The sequence below is a fragment of the Photobacterium sp. MCCC 1A19761 genome, from assembly GCF_037389125.1.
Classification (GTDB): Bacteria; Pseudomonadota; Gammaproteobacteria; order Enterobacterales; family Vibrionaceae; genus Photobacterium.
In genome coordinates, this window is record NZ_JAZGTF010000003.1 from 323,798 (window position 1) to 342,515 (window position 18,718).

14 protein-coding genes and 1 tRNA gene are annotated in these 18,718 nt (G+C 55.3%); 8 read left to right on the forward strand and 7 right to left on the reverse strand.

Annotated features, from left to right (window positions below):
- Positions 1-41: 41 nt before the first annotated feature.
- Together VV869_RS06540 and VV869_RS06545 are read right to left on the reverse strand one after the other, a co-directional pair.
- Positions 42-1,016, reverse strand: coding sequence for a ParB/RepB/Spo0J family partition protein (locus VV869_RS06540; RefSeq protein WP_337734174.1), 975 nt, complete (start codon positions 1,014-1,016; stop codon positions 42-44).
- 8 nt (positions 1,017-1,024) lie between these two features.
- On the reverse strand, positions 1,025-2,239 hold the full coding sequence (locus VV869_RS06545) for an AAA family ATPase (protein WP_337734175.1): 1,215 nt from the start codon (positions 2,237-2,239) through the stop codon (positions 1,025-1,027).
- Between the two features lie 1,408 nt (positions 2,240-3,647).
- Between VV869_RS06545 and VV869_RS06550 the strand changes: the two genes are divergently transcribed.
- The 3 genes from VV869_RS06550 to VV869_RS06560 all read left to right on the forward strand — a co-directional run bounded on the left by VV869_RS06550 (position 3,648) and on the right by VV869_RS06560 (position 10,234).
- Positions 3,648-5,648, forward strand: coding sequence for a replication initiator protein RctB domain-containing protein (locus VV869_RS06550; protein WP_337734176.1), 2,001 nt, complete (start codon positions 3,648-3,650; stop codon positions 5,646-5,648).
- A 405-nt stretch (positions 5,649-6,053) separates the two neighbouring features.
- Positions 6,054-7,127 (forward strand): efflux RND transporter periplasmic adaptor subunit, encoded by a 1,074-nt coding sequence (locus tag VV869_RS06555; protein WP_337734177.1) that lies wholly within the window; start codon positions 6,054-6,056, stop codon positions 7,125-7,127.
- Positions 7,124-10,234, forward strand: coding sequence for an efflux RND transporter permease subunit (locus tag VV869_RS06560; RefSeq protein ID WP_337734178.1), 3,111 nt, complete (start codon positions 7,124-7,126; stop codon positions 10,232-10,234). The genes VV869_RS06555 and VV869_RS06560 overlap by 4 nt, the downstream gene beginning before the upstream one ends.
- A 122-nt stretch (positions 10,235-10,356) precedes the next feature.
- Here VV869_RS06560 and VV869_RS06565 read toward each other — a convergent pair whose 3' ends face one another.
- From VV869_RS06565 to VV869_RS06575, 3 genes are all read right to left on the reverse strand, one after another.
- The gene (locus VV869_RS06565) at positions 10,357-10,605 is read right to left on the reverse strand and encodes a hypothetical protein (RefSeq protein WP_337734179.1); all 249 of its coding nucleotides are present in this window, start codon (positions 10,603-10,605) and stop codon (positions 10,357-10,359) included.
- Between the two features lie 152 nt (positions 10,606-10,757).
- Positions 10,758-11,300 (reverse strand): peptide deformylase, encoded by a 543-nt coding sequence (gene def / locus VV869_RS06570; protein WP_337734180.1) that lies wholly within the window; start codon positions 11,298-11,300, stop codon positions 10,758-10,760.
- Between the two features lie 135 nt (positions 11,301-11,435).
- Positions 11,436-11,894 carry a universal stress protein gene (locus tag VV869_RS06575; RefSeq protein ID WP_337734181.1) on the reverse strand — a complete coding sequence of 153 codons (459 nt, stop codon included), beginning with the start codon at positions 11,892-11,894 and terminating at the stop codon, positions 11,436-11,438.
- Positions 11,895-12,104: 210 nt separating this feature from the next.
- Between VV869_RS06575 and VV869_RS06580 the strand changes: the two genes are divergently transcribed.
- Complete coding sequence (locus VV869_RS06580; RefSeq protein WP_337734182.1) at positions 12,105-13,406, forward strand: glycoside hydrolase family 18 protein; 1,302 nt, start codon at positions 12,105-12,107, stop codon at positions 13,404-13,406.
- A gap of 180 nt (positions 13,407-13,586) precedes the next feature.
- On the opposite strand, the gene VV869_RS06585 is transcribed toward VV869_RS06580, so the two are convergent.
- Together VV869_RS06585 and VV869_RS06590 are read right to left on the reverse strand one after the other, a co-directional pair.
- Positions 13,587-14,420, reverse strand: a complete 834-nt coding sequence (locus VV869_RS06585) for a UDP-2,3-diacylglucosamine diphosphatase (protein WP_337734183.1) — start codon at positions 14,418-14,420, stop codon at positions 13,587-13,589.
- A gap of 229 nt (positions 14,421-14,649) precedes the next feature.
- The gene (locus VV869_RS06590; RefSeq protein WP_337734184.1) at positions 14,650-16,374 is read right to left on the reverse strand and encodes a lysophospholipid acyltransferase family protein; all 1,725 of its coding nucleotides are present in this window, start codon (positions 16,372-16,374) and stop codon (positions 14,650-14,652) included.
- Positions 16,375-16,638: 264 nt separating this feature from the next.
- Here VV869_RS06590 and VV869_RS06595 point away from each other — a divergent pair, with 264 nt between their 5' ends.
- From VV869_RS06595 to VV869_RS06610, 4 genes are all read left to right on the forward strand, one after another.
- Positions 16,639-16,893 (forward strand): DUF2164 domain-containing protein, encoded by a 255-nt coding sequence (locus tag VV869_RS06595; RefSeq protein ID WP_337734185.1) that lies wholly within the window; start codon positions 16,639-16,641, stop codon positions 16,891-16,893.
- Positions 16,894-16,936: 43 nt separating this feature from the next.
- A complete protein-coding gene (locus tag VV869_RS06600; RefSeq protein WP_337734186.1) occupies positions 16,937-17,512 on the forward strand; it encodes a pyridoxamine 5'-phosphate oxidase family protein in 576 nt (191 codons plus the stop codon).
- Positions 17,513-17,648: 136 nt separating this feature from the next.
- Positions 17,649-17,739: transfer RNA gene (locus VV869_RS06605), tRNA-Ser, on the forward strand.
- A gap of 660 nt (positions 17,740-18,399) precedes the next feature.
- Entirely contained in the window at positions 18,400-18,639 is a 240-nt protein-coding gene (locus tag VV869_RS06610) for a hypothetical protein (RefSeq protein ID WP_337734187.1), read from the forward strand.
- Positions 18,640-18,718: the final 79 nt, after the last annotated feature.

Sequence of the window (18,718 nt, forward strand, 5' to 3'; positions counted from 1 at the left end):
GGGCACTGCTGCCGGGCGTGGCTGGTTCACACTGGTGGCTGTTATTTCAAATAATCGGCCAGATACGCCAGAATTTCCTCACTCTGACGCTCAGTCAACTTTTTCAGTTTCAGTTGCAGCTTATCCCCATCCCGGGTGTAGCTCACTTTGCCTTTCACCAACTCCTGAGCCTTCGGCTTCTCCGGCTCCACTTTCGGTTGAAGCGTCTCACTGAAGTTTTCCAGCTGGGTGGTAACCTCACGGGTGATCCGGGTGATGCCCTGAGCATCGATCGTCTTCCACAAAGCCTGGCCGCCGTTATTGACCTGGCTCACCAGCTGATCACGCTGCGCTTCATCCAGACCGAAATACAAACGGTGCAGTTTGACAATCGTCGGACGCCCCAGTTCACCCACACTCGGATAGGCCATCAGCAGTTCCATCGGCAGGCTCGCAGCCTTCAGCGCACCACTCACCAGCGCCTCACTACACTGGCAATACTTGGCCAGCTCTTTCTGATCGGCCACTTTGCCGGTGCTGAGCAACAATTGCATCTCTTTGCCGCGCTCGTAAAGCGACAGCGGTTTATGGGCGTTGGCAACGTCAGACAGGAATTTGGCATGCTCGCCATTGATCCCCTTCGCGACATAAATCAGAAAATCCCGCTCAGCCAGAATACAGGACATCCGACGCCGGCTACCGTCCAGCACTTCAATACGACCATCGTCAAGCCATCGGCCGACTGCCGGATATTGCTGACCACGCTCTTTGAGGGTATTTAAAATATCTGCCAGCGCATGTTCATTCAAAAATGCCTGTTCACGGGCATTTTCCGCAAAGACCTGGGTCTTGGCGGCTACTTCGGCGGCATTGATTTTAACCAGTTCAAACGCGACCGTTTGCTCGCCGGCAACAGCCAGTTCAATCACCGCCGCCTTGTCGCGGGCCGCCGTTTGCGCCTCCGCCGGGGTCGTGGCCCGGCGTTTATCGGCCTTACCGAACAGACGCGCATTGAGATCTGTGGTTTTAATTGCCATCTGCTAAATTACTCCTGATTCAAATTCGCCCAATGGCTGTGCATCACCCGCTCCAGCTCCAGTCCGACCCGTTGGATCGCTTCCTGAGCCGTTGATAGGGTCTTTTTACCACCTTCAAATTCGGCAGCAGTCAAATCAAACACGGTACTGTAAGTGTCTGCGCAAGTTTCAAACGCCCGGCTCCGCGGCACCGTCGCCATCATCACCTGCTCCCGCATCAGATAATTCATTTCCGTCAGGACTGAAACCTGCTTCTTGTTATCATCTTCAAACATGGTCGGCATCAGACGGATAAACTCCAATCCGTGCCAATTGTCCGGAAACATCTCATAAACAGTCGGCAAATGCTGGAAGAAGTTCACCGTCGATGCCCAGTCCAGCCGCTTCGCGGCACAAGGAATTAACAGCGCATTCGAGGCGTACATCGCATTCCACACCAATGGGTCGATATGCGGACCGGTATCAATCATGATCACATCGAATTCATCGGCAATCGGATCAATCACCCGCTCTTTCAACAAGCGAACAATATCCAGATCCTGATTTACCGCCAAGTCCTGCCAGGCATCGGCGTTAAACATCGCATCTTCCGGGAAAGCTGCAATGGTTTTCAGGTTCGGATACTGGGTCGGCATCACCACGTTTTCCATCAGGAAGGTTTTATCCATCTCCTGGCCTTCTGGCACATTCCCCAGCATCACGTCAACTGCGGAATAAATGGTTTCCTGATCACCAATGCTGATCTGCGGGTTCAGGAACAGACGCAGCGAACCCTGGGGATCGAGGTCAATCAGACAGATTCGGTAGCGCTTATCCAGATCCAGGGCCAGGCAAGCCGCTAGGTGGACAGCGGTCATCGACTTGCCGGTGCCGCCTTTCTGGTTTTGCACATTCACAATCCACGGCTTGCGGCCTGCGCCTTCACGTTCGTGGAATGCCGGCTTCTTTGCCGCAGTCATCAACTGGTGTGCTTCTTCCAGAGTAATGGAATAATGGTTGGCATTGTTTTTGGTAAACTGATGGCCCGCGGCTTCCATACGTGCGATCGCATCATCAAGCTTACGTCGCGTCAGTCCCGAGCGCGTTTCCATCAGCGCTTTGGACATCGGTGGGAAAAGCTCTTCACGACGCTCTTCCAACACGATTTCGATCCTATCCGCCTGAACCTGCTTCGTCTGCTCCGCAATATGGAGCAAGTTTTGAATCGTCTGTTCCCTATTCATTGGTGTTATTCGCCATTATGAGTATTTTGCGTTATTGTACAGCAATATACACCACATACAATAAAAAGCTGAACAACCTTGTGTGATGTTAGTCTCAAGTAAAAATCAGTTTTTAAAGCAAAAAACCGCGCTGTTTTCGACACGAACGTAAACTTCAAACACGATAAAAGAGACAGCGAACACTCTCAGATTTCAACAGTTACAGCGTCACTATTTTACAATGTAAATTGTGATCCTCAAGGATCCGTACCGGAAGCGTATATTTCATGGGCCAAATTACGGCGTGTGTTATTTCGATTTTCCGCCTAAATTTCGGTTCAGTTTCTGCTCAACTTGAGAAAATAGCAAAAAAGATGGTGAAATCGAAAAATTTCATTACTATCAAGGCGATCAGGCTGAAATCTTGCCAACAGCGGCTGCATCAGACCGAGTAAAAGCTGCGATAAAACCACGAACGTCAACCCGGCCACCGCATCGCACCTTAAGCAATACAATCTCCCCCCTTGATCAATCTTCCGTCATTTCAGCCGGATCCAGCGAAATCCCGAAACAATGATCAAGGTCGAAAAACGCTGTTTATTGAACTGACATCGGACCGATCGACTTGAGCCTAGATCGGAAAAATGATCAAGCCAACGATCATCTTTTCTGGGACCGCTTCAGGGCATTACGGAAGCATGGAAAACATCAGCTAAATTACGGTGAATGCAGGCTGGAACTGGGAAAAACGTCAGTAAGGCCCGGAAATCGCTCGCCCCAGGCCCTTGAAAACCGGATCGTGAAATAGAATTGAAATGCAGTGCGCGACACTTGATCATTTTTCCGGATTCACGTAGCTTGTTCTCCGCCCTGTAATCCAGCCGGATAGATGCAAACTGCTCGGTCAATTACGGTCGGTGTCGATTCAACTGTGCTGATAAGACCACCAAAGCGATAGCTTTTTAGTCGCACAGCATTGCAATGACCTTAACTTGATCATTGTTCCAGGGCAAAATCGGCTAAAAATAGCCGCAAAGAACCTCATGGAAAGGGCAGGGGAACCATGGCGTGGGATAACCCTGTGGATAACCTGTAATCAGACCATGATCATCGTTGCTGGTCGCTAATGATCATTGATTCAAGGATCCGATGATCATCGTTGCTGCCGTGGTTTGATCATGGTTTCCGGGGTGTGTTGATCAACGTTCCGGACCGTCATTGATCATCTTTCCGATCAGACTGAATTGAAACACTATATATTTCATGAAGTTATAATGAAATTTCTGCCCGGATCATAAGATCAGTTCATCATAAAGATCATCAAAAACAAAAAGATCAGTATTTAACTGATTCAATAAAAAGAACTTTCTTTCTTGGTTTATTTCTATTAATCTTTCCGGAAAGATGATGAATCTACGGCTATTGAGAGATGAACGCGCCTGATCACCCAAACACAAAACATTCTGAAAAGATCCTGATCCCTGCTCCACGATCCCACAAAGACGGCCATCTCTTTGCGATCCCTGATGCGCTGGTTGACTGGTTACCGCAGTACCAACACTTCAAGGGCGTCACCAAAAGCATCATCGAATTATTGAACCTGATTTCCCTGCGCGGCCTGTCCTGTCAAGATGGCATGGTCTCGACGACTGAGCTAGTTGAAGCGACAGAAGGGCAATTAACCCGTGCTGCGGTCCAGCAACGTTTGCGGGCGGCGGTCAATATCGGCCTGTTTACTCAGCAACCAGTTCGCTTTGAAGAAGGTCTGGCCGGGAAAACCATGCTGCACCACTTCATCAATCCGGCATCCTTGATCGCTCAGCTCGGCGTCGGTAGCCTGAACTCGGAGCAGAGCAAGGTCAAAGAGAAACAGAAGCGCTCCAAAGCCCTGGCCCAAAACCAGGTCAACCGCCGCCTGTTAACCGAATATGGTCTGGGCACGCCACCAGCCATGCCGGATGAGGCGGATCAGATCGTTGTGTCTCCTACCAGCTGGGCCGGGATCATTGACCAGGCCCTGGCACCGCCGCGGACCAAGAAAAGTTACCAAAAGTCGATGGTGGCGATCAGCGGCACCAAGGCGATTATTGAAACCCGATCTGCCAAGTCGATCATGACGGTCGATGATCTGATGACCCTGTTTGCCCTGTTTACCCTGACCGTGCAGTACCATGATCACCATCTGCCGGATTATGAGTTGCAGTCCCGGCAGATGGGCAATAAAACCCCGATTTATATCACGGATATTCTGGCCCTGCGCGGCAAGAAAGACAGTGGCCCGGCCCGGGACTCCATCCGCGAAAGTATTGATCGGATTGAATTTACTGATTTCCAGCTCCATGAGCTGACCGGCCGCTGGCTGAGCGAGAACATGCCGGAAGGGTTCAAGAGTGATCGGTTCCGCTTCCTGGCCCGGACGATCACGGCTTCTGAAGAAGCCCCGCAGGAAGGGGAAGACGGCGAGATCCGGATCAAGCCGAACCTCTACATCCTGGTTTGGGAACCGTCGTTTTTCGACGAGCTGCTGACCCGGGATTATTTCTTCCTGTTCCCGCCGGAAATTCTGCGCCAACATACGCTGGTGTTCCAGCTGTATTCGTTTTTCCGGAGCCGGATGTCACGCCGGGCCAATGATTCGATGCTGCTGAGCGAGCTGAACCAGAAGCTGGCGCGCAACATCGAATGGCGGCGTTTTTCTACGGATTTGATCCGTGAGCTGCGCAAGCTTGCGGAAGGTAAGATCACCGACCATGTGTTTGCGGTCAACCTGTGGGGTTACCATCTGACGATCAGCCCCGAGGATCAGGACAAGCGTTACTGCGATTACCGGATCGACATCCGCTGTGATGCCGACGAGGTGATCCGCTTCTCTCGTGCCAAAACCACCAACGAAGGCAAGCGGACCATGGCACCGACCATGCCGAACCCGCTGCGCAATGAAATTTTGCCCAAGCAGGAGCTTGATCAGCTTTCCGAGATCATCGACGGTGAGTTTGAGCCGATCCAGCGCAAGGAAGGTCGCACCAAGGGTCGCCTGGGGCGTCGGGTGAAGCTGAGAAAACATCTGGTGGAGATCAATGCCGACGAGTTGACGATCATCTTGTCCAAATATACCTCCTCAGAAGCCCTCCAGCGCAGTATCACGGCGTTATCGGCCATGACAGGGCACTCCGCTGCCTCTATCTCAGAAGAGTGTCATGGGCTTCTGGAGAAGCTGGACTGGCTGCGCGTCGGGGATGAGGTGCTCCCATACGAAACGCTGAGCCAGACGATTGAGCTCTATAACACCCAGCAGGATGAGCGCCATTTGTCGATCGAGCGGCTGATTTCCGGCCTGGCAGTGCGGCGCAAGGTGTGTAAGCTGATCCACCAGGGGCATATGAATGAGCAGGTGATGACGGCGCTGGATGACATGGCGCGCGGGATATAAGCGTAAAACCGTGATCTTGTGTCCAGTCAGGCACGGCTGACCGCATCCGGACAGAGTTCTGACATCCCCCTGACATGACGACAACGAAATCCGGCATACTTGTCCGTGATATAACCTTTGTCCCTTTCGAAATGCGATGAAAGACCTGAAATGGTTGTCGGAGTCATTCATCAGCCACCCTTCGAAAAGCATATATGAGTTTTGGCGAGTCCTCTGCGGCTCGCTTTTTTTTTGCCTGTTTTTCCGCGGACCTTCCTGAATTTGCGGCAGCATCGCTGCGCCTTCTCCTGCCTATACTTAAATCAATCAATTCTGATCTTCGCTGCTGAACGGATCCACTGAGACGGCGGAGACACCATTGCTTTTCTTTTGACGATGCTGTGGCGCAGGTATCAGGCAGGGACCATGAAATCGACCTTGATCATTGGCGTGATTGCCCTGGCCGCTCTGGCGGTCGGGGTGTGGTACAAAGAGCGGGGCGGCACTCAGGGGGCGGTCTATTCCGCCTCGGTGCCCAGTGTGGTGGTGGCGACCGTGCAACGGGAGGCGGTGCGGCGTGAAGTCGAAGCACTCGGGACGGTGAAATCGCGTGAGTCCGTGGTGTTGTCGGCCAAAGTGACTGAAAAAGTCGACCAGGTCCATTTCAGCGACGGTCAGCAAGTCCACCGGGGAGAGCTGCTGGTTACCCTGCGCTCGGGAGAGCAGCAGGCCAAGGTCCGGGCGGCCGAAGCCAATCTCAAGGAGCAGGAGCGGGAGTACCGGCGGATTGAAGGGCTGGTGCGGCGCAACACCATAGCCCGCTCCGAACTGGATCGGTTGCAAACCGATATCGAAGTCGCCCGGGCGGTGCTGGCGCAGAATCAGGCCGAGCTGGATGCCCGCTATATCCACGCCCCGTTTGCCGGACTGCTGGGGTTTCGTCAGATCAGCCCCGGCGCGCTGGTAACGCCGGGAACCGTCCTGACCACCTTGGACGATTTGGCGATTGTGAAGCTCGATTTTGCGGTGTCTGAGCAGTTTATCGGCCAGCTGCGGCTGGGCTCGGCGATAGAAGGTCAGGTTGCAGCCTTCCCCGAGCAGCGTTTTGCCGGCCGGGTGACCGGGATCGACAGCCGGGTCAACCCGCTGACCCGGGCAATCGTGGTGCGGGCGGAAATTGCCAACCCGCAATTGCTGCTGCGCCCCGGAATGCTGATGACGCTGCAGCTGATTGTGGATCAGCACGCCGGGCTGGTGGTGCCGGAAGAAGCGCTGATTGCGCGCCAGCAGGATCAATTCCTGTTTGTCGTCACGCCCGACAAGGTCGTTGAGCAGCGCCGGGTTGAAGTAGGCTATCGCAGCCGCGGCAGTGCCGAAATTACCAGCGGAATTGCCGAGGGCGAGCAAATTATTACCCGGGGCATTGAGCGGGTCCGGCCGGGACAAACCGTGGAGACGCGGGTTGCGGAGCGGTTCAGCTTCCGGGAGGTCAGCGGATGATTCTGACAGATCTCTCGGTCAAGCGGCCGGTGCTGGGCTCGGTGATCAGCCTGCTGCTGATCACCTTCGGTCTGGTGGCCTACCAGATGCTGCCGTTGCGGGAATATCCCAATATCGATCCGCCGGTGGTCACCGTGTCGACCAATTACCGGGGCGCATCGGCGGCGATCGTTGAGAGCCGGATCACCCAGGTGGTCGAAGATCAGGTCTCCGGCCTTGCTGGGATCCGCAATATCAGCTCCCAAAGCAGCGACGGGCGATCCACCGTCACTCTGGAATTCGGCATCGGCCGGGATATTGATGCCGCCGCCAATGACGTCCGGGACAGGATCGCCGGGTTGATCAATACCCTGCCCGATGAAGCGGATCCGCCGGAGGTCGAAAAGGCCGCGGGCAGCTCGGAAGTGATCATGTGGCTGAACCTGGTGTCCGATCGGCTTAATACCCTGGAGCTGACGGACTATGCCCAGCGGTATCTGGTGGATCGTTTTTCGGTGATCGACGGGGTGGCCAATATCCGCATCGGGGGCGGGAAGAACTATGCCCTGCGGATCTGGATCGACCGGCAGAAACTGGCGGCACGCGGGCTGACGGTCGCCGATGTGGAAGCGGCCCTGCGCTCGGACAATGTAGAGCTGCCGGGCGGCTCGCTGGAATCGCAGCAACGTCAGTTCTCCATCCGCACCCAGCGCAGTTTTATCGCCCCGGAAGATTTCGCCCGGCTGGTGGTTGGTGCCGGTACGGACGGATATCTGATCCGACTCGGGGATGTGGCCCGGGTGGCGCTGGCGGCTGAAGAAGAGCGGATCACGTTTCGCGGCAACACCCAGGATATGATTGGTATCGGCATTACCCGCCAGTCGACGGCCAACACCCTGGCAGTCGCCAATGCGGCCAATGCCCTGGTGGATCAGCTCAACCCGACCTTACCGGAGGGCATGGAGATCAAGCGCTCCTATGACTCGTCGGTCTTCATTCAGGCCTCGATTGACGAGGTCTATAAAACCCTGTCGATTGCCCTGTGTCTGGTGGTTCTGGTGATTTACCTGTTCCTTGGCAGTGTCCGGGCGATGCTGATCCCGGCGCTGACGCTGCCGGTGTCGCTGATCGGCAGTTTTATCGTGCTGTTTGCCCTGGGTTATACCATCAATCTACTGACCCTGCTGGCGCTGTTGCTGGCTATTGGCATCGTGGTGGATGATGCCATCGTGATGCTGGAGAATATCCATCGCCGGATCGAGCTGGGGGAGCCGCCGCTCAAGGCGGCGTTTCTCGGCGCGCGCCAGGTCAGTTTTGCCATTATTGCCACCACCGTGGTGTTGGTCTCGGTATTCCTGCCGATCGGGTTTCTCCAGGGGGATTTGGGCAAACTGTTCCGGGAATTTTCGGTGGCAATGAGCGCGGCGGTGATCCTGTCTTCGCTGGTGGCGCTGACCCTTAGCCCGATGATGGGCTCCAAGCTGATGCGTCAGGTGAGCCAGGAGCCCTGGCTGGTCACTGTGATGAGTGGCTTGCTGGCTCGGGTCACGGCGGCTTACCGCCGGGCGCTGGTGCAGTGGATCCAGCGCCCGGCCTGGGTGGCCGGGATCATCGTGGTGGCGTTGGCCGGAAGTGCCCTGCTGGCCAGCCGGATCCCCTCAGAGTTTGCCCCCCGGGAAGATCGGGGCGCGATGTTTATCATCATCAATGGTCCGCAGGGGGCCAGCTTTGAGTTTATGCAGCCCTACATGAGTGAGATTGAGCACCGCCTGATGCCGCTGGTCGAGGCTGGAGAGATCAAGCGCCTGCTGGTTCGGGCACCGCGGGGCTGGGGCCGGCTGGAGGATTTTTCCAACGGCTTTGCGATTGTGGTGCTGGAAGACTGGGCGCAGCGTCGCAGCGCCGGGGCGATCACCCGGGACATCCAGCAGCGGCTCTCAGATCTGGCCGGAGTGCGGGCCTTTGCTGTCATGCGCCAGCCATTCGGGCGCGGGGTTGGGAAGCCCTTGCAGTTTGTGCTGGGGGGCGGTAGCTATGCGGAGCTGGCCCGGTGGCGGGATATTTTACTGGAAGAAGCGGCGAAAAATCCCGGCCTGACCGGGCTGGATCATGACTATAAAGAGACCAAGCCGCAGTTTCGGGTGGCGATTGACCGGGATCGGGCCGGCGATCTCGGGGTGTCGTTACGGGATATCGGCCAGACGCTGGAATCGATGCTCGGCTCGCGGCTGGTGACCACGTACCAATGGCGCGGTGAGGAATATGATGTGGTGGTGGAAGGTCAGCGGGAGCGGCAAAATACCGCGGCGGATCTGAGTAACCTGTATGTTCGCTCCGCGCGAACCGGTGAGTTGATCCCGTTGTCGAGCCTGATCACCGTGACCGAATTTGCCGATGCGCCGCAGCTCAATCGTTATAACCGGGTCCGGGCGATCACCATTGAAGCCAACCTGGCCGATGGCTATACCCTGGGGGAAGGGCTGGCGTACCTCAATGAGTTGACCCGGCAACTGTTGCCGCCGGATGCTGTGGTCAATTATAAGGGCCCGTCCCAGGATTATCAGGATGCCAGTACCTCAGTGTTGTTTGTGTTCGTGCTGGCGCTGGTGGTGGTGTATCTGGTCCTGGCCGCCCAGTTTGAAAGCTATATCCACCCTTTCGTGATCATGCTGACCGTCCCGCTGGCCACCTTCGGCGCCCTGCTCGGGCTCTATTTCACCGATCAGACCCTCAATATCTATTCGCAGATTGGGATCATCATGCTGGTCGGGCTGGCGGCCAAAAACGGGATCCTGATTGTCGAGTTTGCCAACCAGTTGCGGGATCAGGGGGAGACCTTTGAGCAGGCGATTATCGATGCGGCGGTTGCTCGGCTGCGCCCGATCCTGATGACTGCGGTGACCACTGCGGCGGGTGCGGTGCCGCTGATCCTGGCCACCGGCGCCGGGGCGGAAACCCGGCTGGTGATCGGGATTGTCGTGTTGGTCGGGATTTCGGTGGCGACCGTGTTTACCCTGCTGGTGATCCCGGTAGTCTACAGCCAACTGGCGCGCCGGACCCATAGCCCTGAATTTGTCGCCCGTCAGTTGGCGCAGCAGTTGGCCCGGGACGAGACGCCGGAGTCCTGAGCGGCTGGTGCTGGGTTGGGAGCGATTCTTGTCTGGTGTCGGGCGAGATGGATGGGCTGTTTCATGGGAAGGCGCTGAGAGCAGGTGTTCAGGTGTGACTGCTCGGAGTCACCGGGGCCGGTTCAGGCGGCCTGCGAACCGGCAAAGTGATACGGGGAGTTCCAGCAGCGGCAGGCCGGCGTTGTGGACAGCGTGGCTTGTGGGATTGCCTGTGCTGTTTTCGCGGCCGGGATTGTCTGTACACTGCCCGGCACGTTGGCGGGGCTATGGCCGAGCAGGATATCGATGCAGTAGTTGAATTCGCTGAACCCCATCGGGCGTTGTTGCTTCTCGGGCGCCGGATTGTCATTCGATCGTGTCAAAGTTTGCATTTTGCTCTCTACAGCCTTACATCGCACTCCGTGCTGGATGTGGGCATTGTGGCGGGCAAATATGACAATCTGATGGCGGAAAGATGAGAGATTTATCACAGCGAGCCAATTTTTATCGATGAAATCCAATGGTTTAGCGAGCTGAGCATTGATCAGGCCGATCCCGTCCCGGCGATCTGCTTGCGGTATTCGGCTTCGGTGGCGTAGTCCTGCGGCGCTGCCCGGTCGAGAAAGACGATGCCGTCGAGATGATCCAGCTCATGCTGGAAAATCCGGGCGACAAAATCGGTCAGCCGGGTCTGGACGGCTTCGCCCGCGAGGGTGGTATAGCTGACGTCGATGTCCCGGTGTCGGCTGACCCGGGCCCGCATGCCGGGAATACTCAAACAACCCTCCCAGTCTTTGACCATGGCATCGCCGGCCCATACCAGCTGCGGATTGAGCATCAGCGTCGGGGGCATCGACGGTGCGTTGGGATAGCGCGGGTTGGGGTTGGAGGCGACAATAAACGCCCGGACCGACGCGCCGATTTGCGGCGCGGCGATCCCGACCCCCTGATGTTCGCGCATGATCTGCTCCAGGGTTCGAAACAGGGCGGTATGCTCCTTGAACTGGGCCGGGGTAAGCGGTGCTGCAAGCTGGCGCAGCAGCGGGTTGCCGAGCTGGAGGATCTCGGGGAGGCAGGTGACAGACATGACAGATTCCTTCTCAATCGTGTCCCGGGTGTACAGCGACGTTATACGTAGCGATGGTGTACGGTGGCGATGGTGTACGGTGGCGATGATGGACGGTAGCAATCGTATACGGTGGCCAATGGCGCCGGGCGACCGTCATTCGCTCGCTCGCACCAAGCATACCGAGGTTTTACAGTGGGTCGCAATATAGTTGCCGTGATTGGCAAACAGATAATCGCTGACGTTGGGAATATGGGTGGCCATGATCACCAGATCGGCGTCCAGCTCGTCGATGGTGTCGAGCAGCTTGCGGTTCAGATCGGCGGCCGGGTCGACGCTGAAGACCGGATGGCTCTCGGCTTCAAATCCATAGTGGCGGCTTTGATCCCGGGTGAAGTAGGCCAGTTTGGCCTTGAACTCCTTCGGGTTGTGGGCAATTTCAGTCGGCGCAGCGAGTGAGACGCCGACGAAGATCACTTTGGCATCGTAAGCTTTGGCCAGATGGCCGACCATCTCCAGTGAGGGGCCGAGGTGCGCTTCATGCCTGAGATCGACCGGTACCATAATCGTGTTGAACATAACTTCCCCCGGAATATCGATGGGTGGATGTGCCACTTAGGGCTCTCCTGCAAGTGTAATGGATCCAGTCTGCGCCGCTGTGCCATTTGCGGACAGTATCCCTCTCGCTTCTTGAACCTGTTCGGCGTGTTATCACACTGCCATTCCATGAAGTGACTCGTAAATTGTCTGTTTTGTCATCATCTTGTCTGCCAGCTCGACCCAATTCCATGAATAATGTGGTCAAACAATAGACAAGGAGCGGATATGAAGAAGTTGGTCTTTGGGGCGCTGGCAGGCAGTCTGATGATTGCGCCGGCCATGGCCCAGCCCCCGGTGGTGGCCGGGTATTTTGCGGACTGGCAATACGAGAATGCTGACCGTCCCTATACGGTGGCAGATATTCCGGCGGACAAGCTGACCCATGTGATTTATGCCTTCCTCAGCATGTGCGGCCCGCATGAAGGGGCGAGCGAGAAAGTCCGTCAGCAGGTGGCCGAGGCATGTGAAGGGAAAGCGCCGTTCAGCGCCGTGGTGGTTGATCGTAAAGCTGCACTGGAAGTTGAATTCGGTGCTGTTGAGACCGATGTGCCCTACAAGGGACATTTTGCCCAGTTGTCTGCATTGAAACAGCAGTACCCATCGCTGAAGATCCTGCCGTCTTTCGGAGGCTGGACGATGTCGGAGCCGTTTCATGCAATGGCGAAAGATCCCCGGCATATCGAGCATTTTGCCAAAACGGCGGTGGCCTTGATCGCCCAGTATGACTTTTTCGACGGGATTGATCTGGATTGGGAATATCCGGGCGGGGGTGGTTTGACGACTTCGCCCTGGGATCCGAACACCAAGCTGAGCGATGCCGAGAAAGCGGCAGAGCGTGAGGCGTTTTCCTATCTGATCAAGCAGCTCCGGATTGAGCTCAACAAGCTGGCGGCGAAGACGGATCGTGCGTATGAACTCTCATCTGCCATCGGGGTCGGACCGAAAGCGGCGCAGATCGACTGGCGTTCGGTTGCCCCTTACATGGATAACATGTTCGCCATGACCTATGACTTCCTCGGCGGCTGGGGGCCGCAAACCGGGCACCTGACCAACCTGCATGTCACGGAGCGAAGCTGGTGGGGCATGGGTGCGGATGCTTACATTGACCAGATGATTACCCTGGGCGTACCGGCGGAGAAACTGGTGCTTGGCGCTGCTTACTACGGCCGTGGCTGGGAAGGCACCCAAGGCTTTGACGGCAAATTGCCGACCGCCAATTTGTCTTCAGAAAAAGGGGCCAGCTTTGGCACCGACAGTGCAGAGCCGGGTTATTTCATGTATTGGGATCTGAAACGGAACTATACCGCCGACCAGGGGTATCAGTACGGTTACGATCAGGCTGCGCAAGCACCGTTCCTGTGGCATCCGCAGAAGCAGGTGTTTATCTCGTTTGACGATAAACGCTCAGTGCAGGCCAAAACCGAATGGGCGAAACAGAAAGGGTTAGCCGGGGTCTTCACCTGGGAGCTGTCGGGGGATGTCGACGGCGAGCTGACCGAGGTGATTTATCAGACCCTACAGCGTTAATTCGGATGATGGAGCACCCGGAGGAACAGAACCGGGTGTTACGCCATCAGCTCGACAGATGGATCAACCGGAGCCTGTGAAGCGGTAAACCACTTGAAAATATGAGTTCAGAAAGACCCGGCGTGCCCGGGTCTTTGTTGTTCTGCGGTTTGGGGGAGGGATTAGACGTGGTGATGGGGGTTACTCGCTACTGAGCAGGCTTTGCCGACTATGGAGCCCCGGCAGCGCATAGGGGGCGCAAAATTCTTTGTCATTGGCGGCCTGGTCGCATTTGATCGGCTGTTTCAGATCGGCCCAGTGCACCAGCTCCAGCCGACCCTGCGGGTATTCGACCAGCGCGGTACAGCTTTCGACCCAGTCGCCGTCATTGCAGTAGAGCACGCCGTTGATGGTGCGCAGCTCCGGCTGGTGGAGGTGGCCGCAAATAATACCGTCCAGCCCCAGTTTTGCGGCTTCTTTGGCAGCGGCCTCTTCGTAATGTTCAATCGCCTTACGGGCGTTCCCGACCCGGTTTTTGACGTAGTACGCCAGTGACCAGTAGGGCAGGCGGAAGCATTTTCTGATCCGGTTGATGGCCCGGTTGAGGCGCAGCAATTGGTAGTAGGAGGCATCGCCGATGGTCTTGAGCAGGTTGCTGCACATCACGGCGTGGTCAAACTCATCGCCGTGAGTGACGAGAAACTGTTTGCCGGACGCGGTGGTGTGGACTTGGCGGGACTGAATTTCCACATTGAGCAGGATGGAGCCGATCACATCCCGGAGCTGGTGGTCGTGGTTGCCGGGAATATAAACCACCCGGGTCTCGCCCCCGGCAATTTCAATCAGCTTTCTCAGCACATCCTGGTGTGATTGTGGCCAGTGAAAAGAGCGGTTCATTGCCCAGATATCAATAATATCGCCCACCAGATACAGGGTATCGCAGCGGGTATTGCTCAGCAGGTCCAATAAATATTCCGCTTTACAGTCGCGAAACCCTAAATGAATGTCTGACAGCCAGATTGTGTTGTAGTGCATAGCATCTCCTCACCAGCGTGACCGTGTCCGATCAACTGCCTTCAGTTGCAGTGTGGATTTTAGAGATGGCAGCGCCGTGACAGGGCAGAGAAGCTTTGATGACAGGGCCGTTCGGCCGGTCTGGATGCCTAGGGCTGCACAAACAATCAGATAAAAGGCGCGATAAAAACGCGGCCGCGAGCGATCTCCGCACGCGGCCCACAGAATAGCAGAAGCGTTTTGCTGCGGCTTATTCGCCCAGATAGCGCTTGCGTTTGGCGGGCTTCATTTGGGTCAGATCAGCCATAAACAGACCGTCAATACAGTTGCCGAAATCAGGATCGACACTGAAGGTGATGAGCTGGAATCCGCCTTCCTCGAACAGCGAGGCGTACTGTTTGAACAGCACCGGCACCTTGCAGCCTTGTGCGGTGAAGGTGTGTTGCAGCAGCTCGAACCCGGCCTGACGATCCAGCCCGGCGAATTGGGCATCCAGCTGCTGCTCGGTATCGGGATCCAATGTGAAAGGGCGTTTGGCTTCGGCCAGCTGCGCGTCACCGCTATAGTAACGGGTGTAGTAATACACCAGCATGGCTTGCAGGGCGGGTGGGAACGCGTTACTCATGGTCACCGGGCCAATCAGGTAGCGAACATCCGGGTGATGACGCAGGTAGGCGCCGATCCCCTGCCACAGATAATCCAGGCTGGCTTTGCCCCAGTAGCTCGGGCTGACGAAACTGCGGCCCAGCTCGACGGTGGTCGGCAGGTAGGGGGTGACGGCGTCGGTATAGTTGAACAGCTCGTCGGTGTAGAGTCCCTGGCGGCCGTATTGGCGGAGGATCTCGCAGCCGCGCCCCAAACGGTAGGCCCCGGCGATCTCAAGCCGATTATCATCCCACAGGATCAGGTGCCGGTAATAGCGGTCGTATTTATCCAGATCCCGCTTCGACCCGGTGCCTTCGCCGACTTTACGGAACGTCAGCTCGCGCAAACGGCCGACCTCCCGCATGACCACCGGTGCCTGGTCAAAGTCACACAACTGGATCCGGTGGTTGTCCCGGGTTTCTCCCAGCAGTTGCGAGGCTTTTAGTTCGAGCCGGATTTCCTGGCGATCTTCCGGATGGGCGACGGTCTTTTCCGTGACAAACGCCCGTTTCCGGAACGGCTTACGGGCTTTGCCCAGGTTGTAGAGGTGTTTTTTCAGGCGCTTGATCAGGGCTTTATCTGCCACCTGATCGGAGTGCAATTCGCTGGCGGGGATCACCTCGCCGATGCGAAACAGCAGAGTACCGTTGCGCTGCTTGAACATCTCGCCGGCCAGCATGGCGGTGGAAAGCGGTTTGGCCAGCAGGGAAGCGCTGTAGAACAGGGCCGAGTTCTTGCCGTTGATATGGATCGGCAACACCGGTGACTGTGTTTTGCGGGCAAAATTCAGGAACCCGCCGCGCCACTTGCCGTCTTTGATCCCGGTCGGGCTGGTTCGCGAGACCTCTCCGGCCGGAAAGATGATCACGGCCTCGTCATGGTTCAGGGCGGCGATCACTTCCTTGTAACTGCGGCGGAAACTGGTGCTGGTCAGGTTATCGAGCGGAATGAACAGCCCCTCCAGTTGCGAGAAGTTCATCAGCAAATCATTGGCGACGATGCGGACGTCGCGGCGCACTTCACTGATCAGCTTGAGCAGCGCCAGGCCATCGAGTGAGCCCAGCGGGTGGTTGGCAATAATCACCACCCGGCCCTGGGCCGGAATATTCTCTTTATCGCGGCTGGATGCGGCGTAGCTGAAGTTGAAGTAATCAAATACGGCATCGATAAAATCGATCCCCAGTGTCTCTTGATGCTGATCGAGGAAACGATTGATTTCGGATTCGTTGACCAGCTTGCGCAGCAGGCTGAGCGTCGGTTTGCGGATCAGATTGGGCTTTTGGGAAAAAGATGGAAACTTTTCATTTACCGCACGTTCGATATTGATCATCGTGATTAAGCTCGTTATCAGTGTCTCTTGCTCAATCTAAGCGCCGATTGTGACATTTGAATAACAGCCTCCGCAGCGGTTGTGAGGCTGGTGGCGGGAATGTTGAATCGTCAGAATTCGGCGAATGGTGGCGTTGATTTCGGCGCTGCGTGGCTGATTTGATGGTTATTTTACCGGTTTGGCTCCCATGAAAGAGCATGTCGCTTTACACTGTAAACAGCACTGTGATGCAGGCGCTATTTCATTTACTCACAAGGAAAGACGATGCCATCGATTGAATTTACCAATCAGGAAAAAGCGTTGCTGGTCCAGAAGTTGCAGCGCTATTTTGACAACGAGCTGGATCAGGAACTGGGACAGTTTGATGCTGAGTTTTTGCTGGATTTCATTGCCAAAGAGATGGGCGTCTATTTCTACAATCGTGGCCTGTATGACGCCCAGGCCGTCTTGGATCATAAGTTCGATGAGCTGAAGGATGCCATTGAACAGATTGAGCAACCGACGACATTGGTTCGTTAGGTTATATTTTTCGTCAACCGGAAACACGGCAAGGAAGCGAATCATGGGAAAACTGACCGAACACTTATCTCCCCGCCAAATCAGCTTTATTGAGCAGCAACATTTGTTTTTTGTCGCCACGGCTGCGGCAGAAGGGACGGTGAACCTCTCGCCCAAGGGGATGGATTCATTTCGGATCCTGAACGAGAAGCAGGTGATTTGGCTCAATGTCACCGGCAGCGGTAATGAAACCGCGGCCCATGTTCAACAAAACCCGCGGATGACGGTGATGTTCTGTGCCTTTCACGGCGCGCCGGAAATTCTCCGCTTGTATGGCCAAGCCACTGCGATCCACCGCGCCGATTCGGCCTGGCAGAGCTACATCGGTTTATTTCCCGAGTTGCCGGGCACCCGCCAGCTGTTTTTACTGGATATCGACCAAGTGCAATCATCGTGCGGGATGTCGGTGCCGTTGTTTGACTATGTCGGGGAGCGGGATAGCTTGATCGCCTGGGCGGAAAAGAAAGGCCCGGCGGGTGTTGAAGCCTACTGGGCGCAACGCAATCAGATCAGCCTGGACGGATTTGAGAGCCATATACTGGAAAAATCCGGTACCGCGGCAAAATCTAGCTCGGACTAGCTGATTTTTGCCCGCTATTTCCTGCCACTTTGCTGGAAGTGTCGCCGAAGCCAGTCAGGGTGGCGAAAATATAAACGCTTGAACTTTTCAGGGGTTTACAGCTGCCCCGGCCTTGCGTATTATACGCCGCACTTACGGAGAGATGGCTGAGTGGTTGAAAGCACCGGTCTTGAAAACCGGCATACGTTTATAGCGTATCTAGGGTTCAAATCCCTATCTCTCCGCCACATTTAAAAAAACCGCTGAACTTTCAGCGGTTTTTTTATACCTGAAATTTGTGATCTTGAGATAGGGTGCGAATCCTGGACCGGGTTCAGCCGAGCGAAGCGAGACAACGTTGCTAGCCGAAGGCGCTTTAAAGCAATGTAAATCCGCTCACACCCGAAGCGCTCCGCCACATTTGAAACCTCAGCCACTGTGCTGGGGTTTTTTGCGTTTTGGGCCAATATGCCTGAAACTGGGTTTGAACATCTACCCACCCAAAGCATCCCACGCCATTTTCGTGATCTGTCGATTTGAGCAGCACAGCGCATAAATGAGTCATCCAAGTAAATTTGTATTTACTCAGTGATAAAAAATACGGTCAATTATCCAACCATTACCCGGTATTAACGAGACAGCATTTGCTTGCATTGCACAACATAACCCAAAGCTATCTATCTGATAATAAAAGGTTTCACTGTCACCTCTGAGTGCATATGCGGTTTCGTTAAATAGCAATGCTTACTTTGTCCGGGTGCATTGAAGATTCACTTATGTGATTTGGTGATTTAACTCATTGAAAGTGATGGTTTTTTTTGGCTATAGTATGTGAAGTGACCTGCATGCCAGTTGCGTGAAAGTAAGCATGCAGCATAATACTCTGTTAAATGGCTACTGGTGACGGTGTGAGTGTAGATAAAGCTATTTTTAATGGCTTCGATTGCGAAGAGTACTTAGAAAAGTACTCAATGGGTTTTTATCACGATGCCAGCTATCTACAGTTAGTTCTGCCCATCGAAGATGTAAAGCTAAACCTCGATTACGAGCATCTTGTAATAGGGTTCCCTGGAACAGATGGAATAGAGTTTTGTTATCGAAAAGGCTTTGTTGACCAAATCGGCGTGAACTTTTCTTGCAGTCAGTGATCTGATCTTGTGACGTTTACTGACAGGCCACCCTCATGGGAAAAAGCACTTACCGAACAGATAACTGGAAAGAGTACAA